This is a genomic window from Streptomyces sp. NPDC026515, assembly GCF_055567595.1.
On the sequence record NZ_JBVHQD010000016.1, the window covers coordinates 189,263 to 204,922 of the forward strand.

At 70.8% G+C, this 15,660-nt stretch carries 15 protein-coding genes; 7 read left to right on the forward strand and 8 right to left on the reverse strand.

Annotated elements, in window-relative coordinates:
• The first annotated feature begins 3 nt into the window (after positions 1 to 3).
• Positions 4 to 1,044 (forward strand): serine hydrolase domain-containing protein, encoded by a 1,041-nt coding sequence (locus ACZ4O3_RS30525; RefSeq protein ID WP_467725290.1) that lies wholly within the window; start codon positions 4 to 6, stop codon positions 1,042 to 1,044.
• A 28-nt stretch (positions 1,045 to 1,072) separates the two neighbouring features.
• Here ACZ4O3_RS30525 and ACZ4O3_RS30530 read toward each other — a convergent pair whose 3' ends face one another.
• Positions 1,073 to 2,779: a glycerol-3-phosphate dehydrogenase/oxidase gene (locus ACZ4O3_RS30530; RefSeq protein WP_467725292.1), complete on the reverse strand. Its 1,707-nt coding sequence runs from the start codon at positions 2,777 to 2,779 to the stop codon at positions 1,073 to 1,075.
• A 290-nt stretch (positions 2,780 to 3,069) separates the two neighbouring features.
• On the opposite strand from ACZ4O3_RS30530, the gene ACZ4O3_RS30535 reads away from it, so the two are divergent.
• Entirely contained in the window at positions 3,070 to 4,278 is a 1,209-nt protein-coding gene (locus ACZ4O3_RS30535) for a nucleotide sugar dehydrogenase (RefSeq protein ID WP_362728454.1), read from the forward strand.
• 143 nt (positions 4,279 to 4,421) lie between these two features.
• Positions 4,422 to 4,958, forward strand: coding sequence for a hypothetical protein (locus tag ACZ4O3_RS30540; RefSeq protein ID WP_467725294.1), 537 nt, complete (start codon positions 4,422 to 4,424; stop codon positions 4,956 to 4,958).
• A gap of 70 nt (positions 4,959 to 5,028) precedes the next feature.
• Here the strand turns inward: ACZ4O3_RS30540 and ACZ4O3_RS30545 are convergent, their stop codons facing one another.
• From ACZ4O3_RS30545 to ACZ4O3_RS30560, 4 genes are all read right to left on the reverse strand, one after another.
• Positions 5,029 to 6,153 (reverse strand): GuaB3 family IMP dehydrogenase-related protein, encoded by a 1,125-nt coding sequence (locus ACZ4O3_RS30545; protein ID WP_467725296.1) that lies wholly within the window; start codon positions 6,151 to 6,153, stop codon positions 5,029 to 5,031.
• Between the two features lie 105 nt (positions 6,154 to 6,258).
• Complete coding sequence (gene guaB, locus ACZ4O3_RS30550; protein ID WP_362728766.1) at positions 6,259 to 7,761, reverse strand: IMP dehydrogenase; 1,503 nt, start codon at positions 7,759 to 7,761, stop codon at positions 6,259 to 6,261.
• A gap of 152 nt (positions 7,762 to 7,913) precedes the next feature.
• Positions 7,914 to 8,501 (reverse strand): sigma-70 family RNA polymerase sigma factor, encoded by a 588-nt coding sequence (locus ACZ4O3_RS30555; RefSeq protein WP_351693558.1) that lies wholly within the window; start codon positions 8,499 to 8,501, stop codon positions 7,914 to 7,916.
• 277 nt (positions 8,502 to 8,778) lie between these two features.
• Positions 8,779 to 9,390 carry a response regulator transcription factor gene (locus tag ACZ4O3_RS30560; protein WP_003948568.1) on the reverse strand — a complete coding sequence of 204 codons (612 nt, stop codon included), beginning with the start codon at positions 9,388 to 9,390 and terminating at the stop codon, positions 8,779 to 8,781.
• A gap of 381 nt (positions 9,391 to 9,771) precedes the next feature.
• Here ACZ4O3_RS30560 and ACZ4O3_RS30565 point away from each other — a divergent pair, with 381 nt between their 5' ends.
• Entirely contained in the window at positions 9,772 to 10,101 is a 330-nt protein-coding gene (locus ACZ4O3_RS30565) for a WhiB family transcriptional regulator (protein WP_362732945.1), read from the forward strand.
• 79 nt (positions 10,102 to 10,180) lie between these two features.
• Here the strand turns inward: ACZ4O3_RS30565 and ACZ4O3_RS30570 are convergent, their stop codons facing one another.
• Positions 10,181 to 11,080, reverse strand: coding sequence for a LysR family transcriptional regulator (locus ACZ4O3_RS30570; protein ID WP_467725297.1), 900 nt, complete (start codon positions 11,078 to 11,080; stop codon positions 10,181 to 10,183).
• A 79-nt stretch (positions 11,081 to 11,159) separates the two neighbouring features.
• Here ACZ4O3_RS30570 and ACZ4O3_RS30575 point away from each other — a divergent pair, with 79 nt between their 5' ends.
• From ACZ4O3_RS30575 to ACZ4O3_RS30585, 3 genes are all read left to right on the forward strand, one after another.
• Entirely contained in the window at positions 11,160 to 11,828 is a 669-nt protein-coding gene (locus ACZ4O3_RS30575) for an MOSC domain-containing protein (protein WP_467725299.1), read from the forward strand.
• A 97-nt stretch (positions 11,829 to 11,925) separates the two neighbouring features.
• Positions 11,926 to 12,699: an SDR family NAD(P)-dependent oxidoreductase gene (locus ACZ4O3_RS30580; RefSeq protein ID WP_467725301.1), complete on the forward strand. Its 774-nt coding sequence runs from the start codon at positions 11,926 to 11,928 to the stop codon at positions 12,697 to 12,699.
• A gap of 78 nt (positions 12,700 to 12,777) precedes the next feature.
• A complete protein-coding gene (locus ACZ4O3_RS30585; protein WP_362717633.1) occupies positions 12,778 to 13,494 on the forward strand; it encodes an ester cyclase in 717 nt (238 codons plus the stop codon).
• A gap of 89 nt (positions 13,495 to 13,583) precedes the next feature.
• Here the strand turns inward: ACZ4O3_RS30585 and groL are convergent, their stop codons facing one another.
• Both groL and groES read right to left on the reverse strand, forming a co-directional pair.
• The gene (gene groL, locus ACZ4O3_RS30590; protein ID WP_362717636.1) at positions 13,584 to 15,209 is read right to left on the reverse strand and encodes a chaperonin GroEL; all 1,626 of its coding nucleotides are present in this window, start codon (positions 15,207 to 15,209) and stop codon (positions 13,584 to 13,586) included.
• Between the two features lie 118 nt (positions 15,210 to 15,327).
• A complete protein-coding gene (gene groES, locus ACZ4O3_RS30595; RefSeq protein WP_066995800.1) occupies positions 15,328 to 15,636 on the reverse strand; it encodes a co-chaperone GroES in 309 nt (102 codons plus the stop codon).
• Positions 15,637 to 15,660: the final 24 nt, after the last annotated feature.

Sequence of the window (15,660 nt, forward strand, 5' to 3'; positions counted from 1 at the left end):
GGGATGCCTTCGCTTCGGACACTGGTGGCCATACCGGTCTCTCTCGCCCTGCTTGCCTCGGTGGCGGCCGGGTCCGCGTCCTCGGCGGAGGCCACGGACCCGCTCCTGTCACAGTTCGTCTCCAAAGGCCGGGTGCCCGCCGCCGCCCTTCTGGAACACGACGGCGACGACGTCCGCTACGCGTCCGCCGGCCGGGGCATCTCCCGCGCCGACCACTTCCGCGCCGGCAGCATCACCAAGACCTTCATCGCCACCGTCGTCCTGCAACTGGCCGCGGAACACCGGCTGTCCCTGTCCGATCCCGTGGAGCGCTACCTGCCGGGGCTGCTGCGCGGTCAGGGCGCCGACGGGCGGCGGATCACCCTGCGCGCCCTGCTGTCCCACACCAGCGGAATCGCCGACTTCACCGGGATCACCCGCGGGGCCGTCCCGCTGACCCCGCTTCAGGCCGTACGCGTCTCGCTCGCCCTCCCCTCGACCGGTCCCGGCCGCTACGCGTACTCCAGCACCGGTTATGTCGTCCTCGGCATGGTCGTCCGCCGGGTCACCGGGCACTCCTACGCCGCCGAGGCGCGACGCCGCGTCATCACACCGCTCCGGCTGACGGGCACCTCCTTCCCGGGCGCGAGGAGGACACTGCCCGCGCCGCACGGCCGCGCCTACGCGGCCGACGGTTCCGACATCACCCGACTCGACCCGCGCGTGGCCGGCGCCGCGGGCGAGCTGGTGACCACGCTCGACGACCTGGACCGCTTCTACGCGGCGCTGCTGGGCGGCCGGTTGCTGCCCCCGCACTGGCTGCGCGAGATGCTCGGCACCCGTGCCGCGCACGGCGTGTACGGCCTGGGGATGTTTCCGGTGAAGCTGCCGTGCGGGACCACGGTGTGGGGACACAACGGCCGGATCGCGGGCAGCTACGTGCGCAGCGCCGCCTCGGCCGACGGCCGTCATGTCGTCACGTTCCGCGTGAACACGACGGCGGTCGCGGACCCGGCCCTCGAACCCGCGCTCCTCACGGCCAAGTTCTGCCCCCGCGGCCGGTAGGACCGGGCTGCCGCCCGCCGTCGGCGGCCTACCGCGGCACGATGTCCGGGGCGCCCAGGCGGGCCGCGTCCGCCGTCAGGTCGTCCGGCTGGAGCTGGGACTCCCGTTCCGCCTCCACCCGCTTCTCGTAGTGCTCGACCTCCCGCTCGATCTGGTCCTTGTCCCAGCCGAGGACGGGTGCCATCAGTTCGGCGGCCTCGCGGGCGCTGCGGGTGCCCCGGTCGAAGGTCTCGATGGAGATACGGGTACGGCGGGTGAGGACGTCGTCGAGATGGCGGGCACCCTCGTGGGAGGCGGCGTAGACGACCTCGGCACGCAGGTAGTCGTCGGCCGCCGTGAGCGGCTCGCCGAGAGCGGGGTCGGCGGCGATGAGGTCGAGGAGTTCGTCCGCCATCGAGCCGTACCGGTTCAGGAGGTGCTCGACCCGGGCGACATGGACGCCGGTACGGGCGGCGATCCGGGCCCGCGCGTTCCACATCGCCCGGTAGCCCTCCGCGCCGAGCAGCGGGACCTCCTCGGTGACGCACTCCGCGACCCGCATGTCGAGCCCGTGCACCGCCTCGTCGACCGCGTCCTTGGCCATCACCCGGTACGTCGTGTACTTGCCGCCCGCGACCACCACGAGCCCCGGTGCCGGATGCGCGACCGTGTGTTCGCGCGACAGCTTGCTGGTGGCGTCGGACTCGCCGGCCAGCAGCGGGCGCAGCCCCGCGTACACGCCCTGGACGTCGTCGCGGGAGAGCGGCACCGCGAGCACCGAGTTGACGTGGTTGAGCAGGTAGTCGATGTCGGCGCTGGAGGCGGCCGGGTGGGCCTTGTCGAGGTCCCAGTCGGTGTCGGTGGTCCCGACGATCCAGTGCCGGCCCCAGGGGATGACGAACAGGACCGACTTCTCGGTGCGCAGGATCAGGCCGGTCGTGGAGTGGATGCGGTCCTTGGGGACGACCAGGTGGATGCCCTTGGAGGCACGGACGTGGAACTGCCCGCGCTCGCCGACCATCGCCTGGGTGTCGTCGGTCCACACGCCGGTCGCGTTGACGACCTGCTGGGCGTGGATCTCGTACTCCCCGCCGCCCTCCACGTCCAGCACCCGGGCCCCGACGACCCGCTCGCCCTCGCGCAGGAACCCGGTCACGCGCGCGCGGTTGGCCGCCTTCGCGCCGTAGGACACCGCCGTGCGCACCAGGGTGGCCACATAGCGGGCGTCGTCCATCTGGGCGTCGTAGTACTGGATGGCGCCGACCAGGGCGTCCTTGCGCAGGGCGGGCGCCACGCGCAGGGCGTGACGGCGGCTCAGGTGGCGGTGGCGGGGCAGGCCCCGGCCATGCCCGCGGGCCATCGACATCGCGTCGTAGAGCGCGACGCCCGAGCCCGCGTACAGGCGCTCCCAGCCCTGGTGCTGGAGCGGGTAGAGGAACGGCACCGGCTTGACCAGGTGCGGGGCGAGCCGTTCCAGGAGCAGGCCGCGCTCCTTGAGTGCCTCGCGGACCAGGGCGAAGTCGAGCATCTCCAGGTAGCGCAGGCCGCCGTGGACCAGCTTGCTGGACCTGCTGGACGTGCCCGAGGCCCAGTCACGGGCCTCGACTATGCCGGTGTTCAGGCCGCGGGTGACCGCGTCCAGCGCGGTCCCCGCACCGACCACCCCACCGCCCACCACCAGCACGTCCAACTCGCGCTCGGCCATGGCCGCCAAGGACTCCGCCCGCTGCTCGGGCCCCAGTGTCGCTGTCCTCACCGCTGCCTCCCGCTCTGCCGCCATGGGTCATGGCTCGTCGTCGGTCGTCGGTCGCATCGGCCACACCCGGCAGGCGGGGCCCATGCCGAAAGTCTGACCGCGATGGCCGACTTCAGCCACCACGCGCCCGCAGCCTGTGGACAACGCTCACCGAACCCCCGGAAGACACACGTACACAATCCCACATAACGTTCATATTTACTCCTAGTCTGACATTGCGCTTCGCTCATCCTGTCTACAGGGCTTGCGCACCTGTCCCGCTTCGGTTACTGGGAAGGACGGCCCACGCCATGCCCGCAGACCTCGCCGTCATGGGACTCGGTCCCTACGGCCTGCCCCTCGCCCAGGCCGCCGTGGCCGCCGGCATCCCCACGATCGGATACGCCACCGGTCCGGAGGCGGGCTCACTCAGCCCCGCCGAGCTGCGCCGGATGCTCTCGGGGGGCTTCCGTGCGGCCAAGGACCCGGCCGAGCTGGGGCGGGTACGCACGGCCGTGATCTGCGCGCCGACCCCGCGCGGCGCCGACGGCGGACTCGACCTGAGCCGGGTGGAGGCCGCGGCCCGCACCCTGGCCGAGCGGCTGCGCCCGCACACCACGGTGATCCTGGAGTCACCGGTCCATCCGGGGACGACCGAGGACTTCCTGCGGCCCCTGCTGGAGAAGGGCTCGGGCCTGCGCGCGGGGCGCGACTTCCATCTCGCCTACTCGCCCAGTCGGGTGGATCCCGGCAGCCGCGACTTCACCCCGGCCAACACCCCCAAGGTCATCGGAGGTCTCACGCCGGCGTGCACGGAGTCGGCGGCCGCGTTCTACGGCCGGCTCACCGACAAGGTGGTACGCGCGCGTGGCCCGCGCGAGGCCGAGACCGTGCAGCTCCTGGAGACCAACTTCCGGCACGTCAACATCGCCCTCGTCAACGAGATGGCCGTCCTCTGCCATGACCTGGGCGTCGACCTGTGGGACGTCATCCGCTGCGCGGAGACCAAGCCGTTCGGCTTCCACGCCTTCCGTCCCGGCCCCGGCATCGGAGGCCACGGGGTCGCCCAGGACCTGTCCGGGGTCACCGGCCGCGGCCTGCGCATGGTGGAACTGGCCCAGCAGGTCAACACCCGGATGCCGGGGTACGTCGTCCAGCGCGCCGCCGCCCTGCTCAACGAGCACGGCAAGTCGGCCCGCGGCGCGCGCGTGCTGCTGCTCGGCGTCACCTACAAGGCCGACCTCGCCGACCAGCAGGCCACGCCCGCCCGCGAGATCGCGATCCGGCTGATGGAACTGGGCGCCTCGGTCAGCTACCACGACCCGCACATCGCGTCCTGGAACGTCCTGGACCGCCCGGTCCCGCGCGCGGACTCCCTCTACGAGGCGGCCGCCGACGCCGATCTGACGATCCTGGTCCAGCAGCACCGGACGTACGACCTCCAGGGCCTGTCGGTGAAGGCACAGTTGCTCCTCGACACCCGCGGGGCGACGCCGACGGGGGCGGCGCACCGGCTCTGAGCCCCGCTCCGCGGCCGCGGAGAAATCGCCAGGAGCGTTGTCACCGGCTCCTGTTAATCTCCCCTCACTCGCGTCGCACAGGTGTGCGCACGCCTCTTCATCTCGCTGTTCGCACAGTGATCCACCAGGGGGGATTTCCTGTCATGAGCCAGTCAACTCCGCCGCAGCCGCAGCCGCAGCCCGCCGACGGCAACCCGTTCGCGCAGCAGCAGGCGTCCGCGCCGTACGCCGCCCAGCCCGGCGCCGTACCCCCGCCCCCGGCGCCGCCCGCGCCTCCCCGGGGCAATGTCGCCCTCGGCCTGGTGGGTGCCGTCGTCGCGGCCGTGGCCGCCGCCGCCCTCTACGGCATGGTCATCGGCCTCACCAAGCACGAGATCGGCTGGGCGGCCGTCGGCGTCGGCTTCGTCATAGGCCTCGCGGCCGGCCGGCTCGGCGGCCGCAACCCGCTGCTCCCCGTCGCCGCCACGCTCCTCGCGCTCGGCTCCGTCTACCTCGGCCAGCTGGTGGGCGAGGCGATGATCGGCGCCGACCAGCTCGACCTGGGCTTCTCCGAGGTGTTCTTCCAGCACTTCGGTGTCGTCCAGGACGCGTGGAAGGAGACGGCCGACCCGCTGACCTTCCTGTTCTTCGCGATCGCCGGGTGGGCGGCGTTCTCGGGCGCCCAGAAGGCGGCCGCCTGACCGGCCCGCGGCGCACGAAGGGGCCGGTCACCCGTTTCGGGTGACCGGCCCCTTGTCCGTCGTGCGGGACCTACCGCTTGTGCTGGCTGTCCGCCACGGTCACCTCGACGCGCTGGAACTCCTTGAGCTCGCTGTAACCGGTCGTGGCCATCGCCCGCCGCAGTGCGCCGAAGAGGTTCATCGAGCCGTCGGGGGTGTGGGAGGGGCCGGTGAGGATCTCCTCGATGGTGCCGACCGTTCCGAGGTCGACCTTCTTGCCGCGCGGCAGCTCCTCGTTGACCGCCTCCATGCCCCAGTGGTGGCCCTTGCCGGGCGCGTCCGTGGCACGGGCGAGCGGGGAGCCCATCATCACCGCGTCCGCACCGCAGGCGATCGCCTTGGGGATGTCCCCGGACCAGCCGACACCACCGTCGGCGATCACGTGGACGTACCGGCCGCCGGACTCGTCCATGTAGTCACGGCGGGCCGCCGCCACGTCCGCGACCGCGGTGGCCATCGGGACCTGGATGCCGAGCACGTTGCGCGTGGTGTGGGCGGCGCCGCCGCCGAACCCGACGAGGACGCCCGCGGCGCCCGTGCGCATCAGGTGCAGGGCCGCCGTGTAGGTGGCGCAGCCGCCGACGATCACCGGGACGTCCAGCTCGTAGATGAACTGCTTCAGGTTGAGCGGCTCGTGCGAGGACGAGACGTGCTCCGCCGAGACCGTCGTACCGCGGATGACGAAGATGTCCACACCCGCGTCCACCACCGCCTTGGAGAACTGGGCGGTGCGCTGCGGGGAGAGCGCGGCCGCCGTCACCACGCCGGAGTCGCGCACCTCCTTGATGCGCGCGCCGATCAGCTCCTCCTTGATGGGGGCCGCGTAGATCTCCTGGAGCCGGCGGGTGGCCTCCTCGGCGGGCAGCCCGGTGATCTCGTCGAGCAGCGGCTGCGGGTCCTGGTGGCGCGTCCACAGGCCTTCGAGGTTGAGCACACCGAGGCCGCCGAGTTCGCCGATGCGAATGGCGGTGGCCGGGGAGACGACCGAGTCCATGGGGGCGGCCAGGAACGGCAGCTCGAAGCGGTAGGCGTCGATCTGCCAGGTGATCGAGACCTCCTTCGGATCCCGCGTGCGGCGGCTGGGGACGACGGCGATGTCGTCGAAGGCGTACGCCCGGCGGCCGCGCTTGCCGCGCCCGATCTCGATCTCAGTCACGTCTGTGGCCTTTCCCTCTTCGTTTCAGCGTCTTCCAGTATCGCCGACAGGCACGGCGAGGGCGGCCCCGGTGTGTCCGGGACCGCCCTGGAAAGGCCGTGCAGACTACTTGCGGCTGTAGTTCGGTGCCTCGACCGTCATCTGGATGTCGTGCGGGTGGCTCTCCTTGAGACCCGCGGAGGTGATGCGGACGAACCGGCCCTTGGACTCCATCTCGTCGATGGTGGCGGCGCCCACGTAGCCCATGGTCTGGCGCAGGCCGCCGACGAGCTGGTGCAGCACGTTGGAGAGCGGACCGCGGTAGGGCACCTGGCCCTCGACGCCCTCGGGCACGAGCTTGTCGTCCGAGGCGACCTCGGCCTGGAAGTACCGGTCCTTGGAGTACGACCGGCCCTGGCCGCGGGACTGCATCGCGCCCAGCGAGCCCATGCCCCGGTACGACTTGAACTGCTTGCCGTTGATGAAGAGGAGCTCGCCGGGCGACTCCTCGCAGCCGGCCAGCAGGCTGCCCAGCATCACGGTGTCGGCGCCGGCGGCGAGGGCCTTGCCGATGTCGCCGGAGTACTGCAGGCCGCCGTCGCCGATCAGCGGGATACCCGCCGGGCGGGCCGCGAGGGAGGCCTCGTAGATGGCGGTGACCTGCGGGACGCCGATGCCGGCGACCACGCGCGTGGTGCAGATGGAGCCGGGGCCGACCCCCACCTTGATGCCGTCGACGCCGGCGTCGACGAGCGCCTGGGCGCCGTCGCGGGTGGCGACGTTGCCGCCGATCACGTCGATGTCGACGCTCGACTTGATCTTCGACATCCAGCTGAGGGCGTTGCTGTTGTGGCCGTGCGAGGTGTCGACGACCAGGAAGTCCGCGCCGGCCTCGGCGAGCGCCTGGGCCCGATCCAGGGCCTCCGGGCTGGCTCCGACGGCGGCGCCGACGAGCAGGCGGCCCTCGGCGTCCTTGGCGGCGTTCGGGTACTTCTCGGCCTTGACGAAGTCCTTGACCGTGATGAGGCCCTTGAGAACGCCCTGGTCGTCGACCAGCGGCAGCTTCTCGATCTTGTGCTTGCGCAGCAGCTGGATGGCCTCGCTGCCGGAGATGCCGACCTTGCCGGTCACCAGCGGCATCGGGGTCATGACCTCGTGCACGCGGCGGGAGCGGTCGCTCTCGAAGGCCATGTCCCGGTTGGTGACGATGCCGAGCAGCTTGCCGGCCGGGTCGGTGACGGGCACACCGCTGATCCGGAACTTCGCGCACAGGGCGTCGGCCTCGGCGAGGGTCGCCTCCGGACGCACCGTGATGGGGTCGGTGACCATGCCGGACTCGGACCGCTTGACCAGGTCGACCTGGTTGACCTGGTCCTCGACGGACAGGTTGCGGTGCAGCACGCCGACGCCGCCGAGACGGGCCATCGCGATCGCCATGCGGGACTCGGTCACCTTGTCCATCGCCGCGGACAGCAGCGGGATGTTGACCCGGACGTTGCGCGAGATGCGGGACGAGGTGTCGACCGCGTTCGGGAGCACCTCGGATGCGCCCGGCAGCAGCAGCACGTCGTCGTAGGTAAGCCCGAGTGTCGCGAATTTTCCGGGCACTCCGTCGACGTTGGCAGTCATGACACCTTCCCCAAATGGCCTTGAACGGTGCGGATGTCCATGCTAACGGGAAGCACAGGCCCCAAATTCCACGGTACGACTCAGCTTCAGGCTTCGTATGTTCGTACGGAAATGAGCGCACGCCTGTTCATCGGGTGCGGCGAACCGTGCGGTTACTGCTCCGCCAGTGCGCGCAGCCGGCTCAGGGCACGGTGCTGGGCGACCCGGACGGCGCCCGGTGACATTCCCAACATCTGGCCCGTCTCTTCGGCGGTCAGGCCCACCGCGATGCGCAGGAGCAGCAGCTCGCGCTGGTTCTCGGGGAGGTTGGCGAGGAGTTTCTTGGCCCATTCGGCGTCGCTGCTGAGCAGCGCCCGCTCCTCGGGGCCGAGGGAGTCGTCGGGCCGTTCCGGCATCTCGTCGGAGGGGACGGCCGTGGAGCCCGGGTGGCGCATCGCGGCCCGCTGCAGGTCGGCGACCTTGTGGGAGGCGATGGCGAAGACGAAGGCCTCGAAGGGGCGGCCGGTGTCGCGGTAGCGGGGCAGTGCGAGGAGGACCGCCACACAGACCTCCTGGGCCAGGTCCTCCACGAAGTGCCGGGCGTCGCCCGGCAGGCGCGACAGCCGCGTACGGCAGTAACGCAGCGCGAGCGGGTGGACATGGGCGAGCAGGTCGTGCGTGGCCTGCTCGTCCCCGTCGACGGCGCGGTGGACGAGGGCGCCGATCGTCCCAATGGCGGTGACCGCCTCGTCGTCGCGCATCGGTCCATCGTGCCCTGCTGCCGTCGGCGGTGTGGCACCACGTCCGTCGTTGTGCACCGAAGCGTTATGAGCAGGTGCGCCGGAACTCATCCCTTGCGCCCTCCCCTTCCGCTCGAACGACTCGTCCCCGAGAGACTCCACACCTCAAGGATGCGGCATCAGCGCCGAAACGAGCAGCGGGCCCGAGGCGATCCGCCTTGCGGACCCCGCCCACCGTACGGTGGGCGGGGGCGTCCGGTCGGTCCGCGATCCCGCTGCGGCGCAGCTCATCGCCCCGCTATCGGACCAGTCCCCAGCGGAAGCCGAGGGCCACCGCGTGGGCGCGGTCGGAGGCGCCGAGCTTCTTGAACAGCCGCCGGGCGTGGGTCTTCACGGTGTCCTCGGAAAGGAACAGCTCGCGCCCGATCTCGGCGTTGGAGCGGCCGTGACTCATGCCTTCGAGGACCTGGATCTCGCGCGCGGTGAGAGTGGGCGCGGCGCCCATCTCGGCCGAGCGCAGCCGCCGGGGCGCCAGCCGCCAGGTGGGGTCCGCGAGTGCCTGGGTGACGGTCGCGCGGAGTTCCGCGCGCGAGGCGTCCTTGTGCAGATAGCCGCGGGCACCGGCGGCGACGGCCAGGGCCACGCCGTCCAGGTCCTCGGCGACCGTGAGCATGATGATGCGCGCGCCGGGGTCGGCCGACAGCAGCCGGCGCACGGTCTCGACACCGCCCAGACCGGGCATGCGCACGTCCATCAGGATCAGGTCGGAGCGGTCGGCGCCCCAGCGGCGGAGGACTTCCTCGCCGTTGGCCGCCGTCGTCACGCGCTCGACGCCGGGCACGGTCGCCACCGCGCGGCGGAGCGCCTCTCGGGCAAGCGGGGAGTCGTCGCAGACGAGGACGGATGTCATGACCGCCCTCCGCAGCTGATGCGCGTCACCTTGAGCCTCCAGGCTGGTACGGAATCGTCACCTGTGCGGTCGACCGTCTCGGACGCCTGCCCGAGCGCTTGTTGTTTCAACCGCCTCCGCACTCTCAACGACGGTCACTCGAAAGAGTTACGGGGCTGCGTGGCCTCTTCGGCACTCTACGTGAGGGGGCGGACACGGTGCAGACATGGACGTCAGACTCTCAACTTTTCATCACATCCAATGCCCCATTTAGACCTTTTTCTTCCCGTTTCACGGTGTCTGGGGCTAGATTCGCAATGAGTCATATTTTCATCTCTCTAGACCGGAGATATACGGTCATTGGCACCGTATCCGCCCAGAACGGCTACAAGGGGTCACGTAATGGCAGATTTCTCCCGCCTTCCCGGACCGAACGCGGACCTGTGGGACTGGCAGCTGCTGGCTGCCTGCCGTGGGGTCGACAGCTCGCTCTTCTTCCATCCCGAGGGCGAGCGCGGGGCGGCTCGGAGTGCCCGTGAGAACTCGGCCAAGGAGGTCTGCATGAGATGCCCCGTCCGCGCGGAGTGCGCGGCGCACGCGCTGGCGGTCCGCGAACCGTACGGCGTCTGGGGCGGCCTGACCGAGGACGAGCGCGAAGAGCTCATGGGGCGGGCGCGGAACAGGCTGGTGTCGGCCTCGACGACCAGCGGCGACTCCCTCCCTCGCACCTGAAAGCACCGACTCCCCCTACCTACCTGAAAGAACGTTTCTTCAGATCACTGGCACGCTGCCGATCGGGCCGCCCGTCGCCTCAGGCCCGCCGGGCCGCCCGGCCCAGCTGCCGCAGCGTCGCCGCCACGGCCGGCACCTGTGCCAGGTCGGGCAGCGTGAGGGCGACGATCTCCCGCACCACCGCGGGTTCCAGCGCCACCGTGCGCGCGCCCCTCGGGCGTACCGACTCGACCGCCAGCTGGGGCAGCACCGCGACGCCCAGACCGGCGCCGACCAGGCCGACCACGGCCGGGTAGTCGTCGGTGGCGAAGTCGATACGGGGCGTGAATCCCGCGCTCTCGCACGCCTGGACGAGCTGTCCCCGGCAGCGCGGGCAGCCCGCGATCCAGGGCTCGTCGGCGAGTTCCCCCAGGGCGACCGACTCCGCGCGTGCGAGCCGGTGCCGTTCCGGCAGCAGGCCGACCAGCCGGTCCGTCAGCAGCGGCCGTACCACCAGGTCGTCCCACTCCTCGGCGCCCGCCGCACCCTCGTAGCGGAAGGCCAGCGCGATGTCGCAGTCACCCGCGCGCAGCAGCTCCACGGATGCGGGCGGCTCGGCCTCCTCCAGGGAGACCCGGGTGCCGGGATGCGCCGCGCGCAGGGCGGCCAGCGCCGTCGGGACAAGGGTGGAGCTGCCGCTCGGGAACGAGACCAGACGGACCCGGCCGGCGCGCAGACCGGCGATCGCGGCGACCTCCTCCTCGGCGGCGGTGAGTCCGGCGAGGATCCCGGAGGCGTGCCGCACGAGTGCCTCGCCGGCCTGGGTCAGGCGCATCTCCCGGCCGTTGCGCACCAGCAGCGGGGTGCCCACGGAGGTCTCCAGCGCCTTCATCTGCTGGCTGACGGCGGGCTGGGTGCAGCCCAGTTCGCGCCCCGCCGCCGAGAAGGAACCGGTGGTGGCGACGGCGCGCAGAACACGGAGATGACGGGCCTCTATCACCCTCCGATCATAAGCCGGGCTTGGACAGCGCACCCGATAGTGCGTCGACGCTTTGAGCACGGTCCCGTACCGTCGGACCATGCAGCTTCTCTCGGTGAACCTCGGCGTCCCGACGCCGTCGCCCCACACGGACCAGAAGGACGGCGTGACCGGCATCGACAAGCGGCCGGCGGACGGTCCCGTGCGGGTGCAGGCACCCGGGCCGAAGGGGGTCGCGGGCAGCGGTCTGGCCGGGGACGCGGTGTGCGAGCTGCGCCACCACGGCGGCGACGACCAGGCGGTCTACGCCTTCGCGCGCGAGGACCTCGACGACTGGTCGAAGGAGCTCGGCCGGCCGCTGCCGAACGGCTGCTTCGGTGAGAACCTCACGACAAACGGGCTGAACGTGTCGGACGCGCTGATCGGCGAGCGCTGGCGGATCGGTTCCGAGGTCGTACTGGAGGTGACGTCCGGGCGCATCCCGTGCCGTACTTTTCAGGGCCATCTGGGCGAGCGGGGATGGGTGAAGAGGTTCACGCGGAAGGGTGCGACCGGTGCCTACCTCCGGGTGATCGAACCGGGTGAGATCCGGGCCGGCGACCCGATCGAGATCGTGCACCGGCCGGCGCACGGCGTGACGGCGGCGATGGAGTTCCGCGCCACCACCACCGAGCGGGAGCTGCTGCCCCGGCTCCTCGTGGCCGGCCACGCGCTGCACCCGGAGGCGCTGGCGCAGGCCCGGAAGTACGTGGCCGCGCAGCAGGACTGAACGGCCGTCACCCCCGGACCGTCCACCGGCGCTTCACCCTTCGGAAGAGCTGGTGCGCGCAACGGACGCCGTCAGTCCGGGTAACTACCCTTGGGCCATGACAACGGCTCTGATTACGGGATCGACCGCGGGGATCGGTGCCGCGTTCGCGCGGCGGCTGGCGGCGGACGGGCACAACCTCGTCCTGGTGGCACGGGACACCAAACGGCTGCGCGAGCAGGCCACCGAGCTGCACGACCGGCACGGCATCGAGGCCGAGGTGCTCACCGCCGACCTCGCCGAGGACACCGGCATCGAGTCGGTCGCAGGCCGCCTCGGCGACCGCAGGAGCCCGGTCGACCTGCTGATCAACAACGCGGGCTTCGGCAACAAGGGCCACTACCTGGACGTCTCGATGGCCGACGAGCTGAAGATGCTCAAGGTGCACTGCGAGGCGGTGCTGCGGCTGACCTCGGCCGCGGCCGAGGCGATGCGGGAGCGCGGGCGCGGCGGTGTGGTCAACGTGGCCTCGGTGGCGGCCTTCGTGCCCCGGGGCACCTACGGCGCGTCGAAGGCGTGGGTCGTGCAGTTCACCCAGGGCGCGGCGCGCGATCTGGCGGGGACCGGGGTCCGTCTGATGGCGCTGGCGCCCGGTTTCGTGCGCACCGAGTTCCACCAGCGGGCCGGGATGGGCACGGACAACATCCCGGACTGGATGTGGCTGGACGCCGACAAGCTGGTCGAGGCGGCGCTCGCCGACCTCGCGCGCGGCAAGACGCTGTCGATCCCGGACCCGCGGTACAAGGTGCTGACCGGACTGGCGAAGGTGACCCCGCACGGGCTGCTGGGCGGGATCACCTCGAAGACGGGGCGCAAGTACGGGCCGCGGTGACGGCTGAGGTGGCGCCGCCTCCCCCGGTGGGAAAATGGGCGTGACGGTACCGGACCCAGGGGGGCCGGAGGCGGCGGCATGACGTTCGTACAGCTCATCGAGTGCAGGACCAACCGGCCGGCCGAGATGGACCGGCTGATGGACAGGTGGGTCACGCAGACCAAGGGGAAGCGCACGGCGACGCACGCGGTGGTCGGCAAGGACCGCTCCGACGCGTCGCACGTCGTCGAGATCGTGGAGTTCGCCTCGTACGAGGAGGCGATGCGGAACTCGAACCGGCCGGAGGCCGACCAGGTCCTCAACGAGATCTTGGCGCTCTGCGAGGGGATGCCGACGTTCACGGATCTGGACGTGGTGCGCGACGAGCGGCCGCACACCGGCATCGCGGCCACCGCACGGCGGTTCTTCGACACGATCGCCGCGCCCGGCCCGCTGGTTCCACTGGACGGCCTGATCACCGAGGACTACCACGACCACGATCCGGTCGAGGGCCGGGACACCATCGGCATGGACGCGATGCGGCGCAAGCTGGAGATGTGGCGGGGCGCCTTCGACTTCTCGTTCCTCATCGAGGACCAGATCTCCCAGGACGACCGGGTGTGCACCAGGTGGCTCTGGACGGGTGTGCAGAAGGCGGCGTTCATGGGGGTGCCGAACACCGGCAGGCAGGTCACCATGACCGGGACGACGATCCACCGCTTCGACGCCGACGGGAAGATGGCGGAGAGCTGGTTGCAGTACGACCGGATAGGACTGCTGGCACAGCTGGACGCGCTGGACGCGCTGGCGAACTAGGCAGACGATCGAAGTACCCGCGAGGGGCGAAGCCCCCGTTCCCGGCGGACGACCGGGAACGGGGGCTTCATCCGTGCAGGCGCGTCGCCTCAGTGGGCGTGGCCGTGGGAGTGACCGGCGGCCGCCGGCTCCTCCTCTTCCTTCTTCTCGACGACCAGGGTCTCGGTCGTCAGGAGCAGGGAGGCGATGGAGGCCGCGTTCTCCAGGGCGGAGCGGGTGACCTTGACCGGGTCGATGACGCCGGCCTTGACCAGGTCGCCGTACTCGCCGGTGGCGGCGTTGAAGCCCTGGCCCTTCTCCAGCTCGGCGACCTTGGAGGTGATGACGTAGCCCTCCAGGCCGGCGTTCTCGGCGATCCAGCGCAGCGGCTCGACGACCGCGCGGCGGACCACGGCGACACCGGTGGCCTCGTCGCCGGACTTGCCCAGGCCGCCCTCCAGCACCTTGGCGGCGTGGACGAGCGCGGAGCCACCACCGGAGACGATGCCCTCCTCGACCGCGGCGCGGGTCGCGGAGATGGCGTCCTCCAGACGGTGCTTCTTCTCCTTCAGCTCCACCTCGGTGGCGGCGCCGACCTTGATCACGCACACGCCGCCGGCCAGCTTCGCGAGGCGCTCCTGGAGCTTCTCGCGGTCCCAGTCGGAGTCGGTGTTCTCGATCTCGGCCTTGATCTGGGCGACGCGGCCGGTGACGGCACCGGAGTCACCGGCACCGTCGACGACCGTGGTGTCGTCCTTGGTGACCGTGACACGGCGGGCGGAGCCCAGCACGTCCAGGCCGACCTGGTCGAGCTTGAGGCCGACCTCCTCGGAGATGACCGTGGCGCCGGTGAGGATCGCCAGGTCCTCCAGCATCGCCTTGCGACGGTCGCCGAAGCCGGGGGCCTTGACCGCGACCGCGTTGAAGGTGCCGCGGATCTTGTTGACGACGAGGGTGGAGAGCGCCTCGCCCTCGACGTCCTCGGCGATGATCAGCAGCGGGCGGGAGGCGTTGCTCTGGATGATCTTCTCGAGCAGCGGGAGCAGGTCCGCGATGGAGGAGACCTTGCCCTGGTTGATGAGGATGTAGGGGTCCTCCAGGACGGCCTCCATGCGCTCCTGGTCCGTCACGAAGTACGGCGACAGGTAGCCCTTGTCGAAGGCCATGCCCTCGGTGAAGTCCAGCTCCAGACCGAAGGTGTTGGACTCCTCGACGGTGATGACACCGTCCTTGCCGACCTTGTCCATCGCCTCGGCGATGAGCTCGCCGACCTGCTGGTCCTGGGCGGACAGCGCGGCGACGGCGGCGATGTCGGACTTCTCCTCGATCGGCCGGGCGGTCGCGAGCAGGTCCTCGGAGATGGCGGCGACGGCGGCGTCGATGCCCTTCTTCAGGGCGGCCGGGGAGGCACCCGCGGCGACGTTCTTGAGGCCCTCGCGGACGAGCGCCTGGGCCAGCACGGTGGCGGTGGTCGTACCGTCACCCGCGATGTCGTTGGTCTTGGTCGCCACCTCCTTCACCAGCTGGGCGCCGAGGTTCTCGTACGGGTCCTCGATCTCGACCTCGCGGGCGATGGTGACACCGTCGTTGGTGATGGTGGGGGCGCCGAACTTCTTGTCGATGACGACGTTGCGGCCCTTGGGACCGATCGTCACCTTGACGGTGTCGGCAAGCTTGTTGACGCCGCGCTCAAGGGCGCGACGGGCGTCCTCGTCGAACTTCAGGATCTTCGCCATGGGAGCGGTTCAGCCCTCTCGGAAAACGTGGGTGAAACGAGCCGCGCCCCCGACGCCCGGCTTCATAAGGTCGCGGGGGCCAGGGGCGCAGCTCAAAGCAGAATGTGCTTGGGGTGAACTACTTCTCGATGATCGCGAGCACGTCGCGAGCCGAGAGGACGAGGTACTCGTCGCCGTTGTACTTCACCTCGGTGCCGCCGTACTTGCTGTAGAGCACGACGTCGCCGACCTTGACATCGAGCGGCAGGCGCTCGCCGTTCTCGAAACGGCCCGGGCCCACGGCGAGGACGGCGCCCTCCTGGGGCTTCTCCTTCGCGGTGTCCGGGATGACCAGGCCGGAGGCCGTGGTCTGCTCGGCGTCGAGCGGCTGGACCACGATGCGGTCCTCAAGCGGCTTGATGGCAACCTTGGAGCTGGTGGTCGTCACGATCCGACCTCCCCCTTCGGAGAT

Coding starts and splice junctions, on each gene's coding strand:
- ACZ4O3_RS30580 (WP_467725301.1), top strand. CDS start 11,926: ATGACAACGGCTCTGATTACGGGATCGACCGCGGGGATCGGTGCCGCG.
- ACZ4O3_RS30555 (WP_351693558.1), bottom strand. CDS start 8,501: ATGCGCGACGACGAGGCGGTCACCGCCATTGGGACGATCGGCGCCCTC.
- groL (WP_362717636.1), bottom strand. CDS start 15,209: ATGGCGAAGATCCTGAAGTTCGACGAGGACGCCCGTCGCGCCCTTGAG.
- ACZ4O3_RS30535 (WP_362728454.1), top strand. CDS start 3,070: ATGCCCGCAGACCTCGCCGTCATGGGACTCGGTCCCTACGGCCTGCCC.
- ACZ4O3_RS30575 (WP_467725299.1), top strand. CDS start 11,160: ATGCAGCTTCTCTCGGTGAACCTCGGCGTCCCGACGCCGTCGCCCCAC.
- ACZ4O3_RS30560 (WP_003948568.1), bottom strand. CDS start 9,390: ATGACATCCGTCCTCGTCTGCGACGACTCCCCGCTTGCCCGAGAGGCG.
- guaB (WP_362728766.1), bottom strand. CDS start 7,761: ATGACTGCCAACGTCGACGGAGTGCCCGGAAAATTCGCGACACTCGGG.
- ACZ4O3_RS30585 (WP_362717633.1), top strand. CDS start 12,778: ATGACGTTCGTACAGCTCATCGAGTGCAGGACCAACCGGCCGGCCGAG.
- ACZ4O3_RS30565 (WP_362732945.1), top strand. CDS start 9,772: ATGGCAGATTTCTCCCGCCTTCCCGGACCGAACGCGGACCTGTGGGAC.
- ACZ4O3_RS30540 (WP_467725294.1), top strand. CDS start 4,422: ATGAGCCAGTCAACTCCGCCGCAGCCGCAGCCGCAGCCCGCCGACGGC.
- ACZ4O3_RS30525 (WP_467725290.1), top strand. CDS start 4: ATGCCTTCGCTTCGGACACTGGTGGCCATACCGGTCTCTCTCGCCCTG.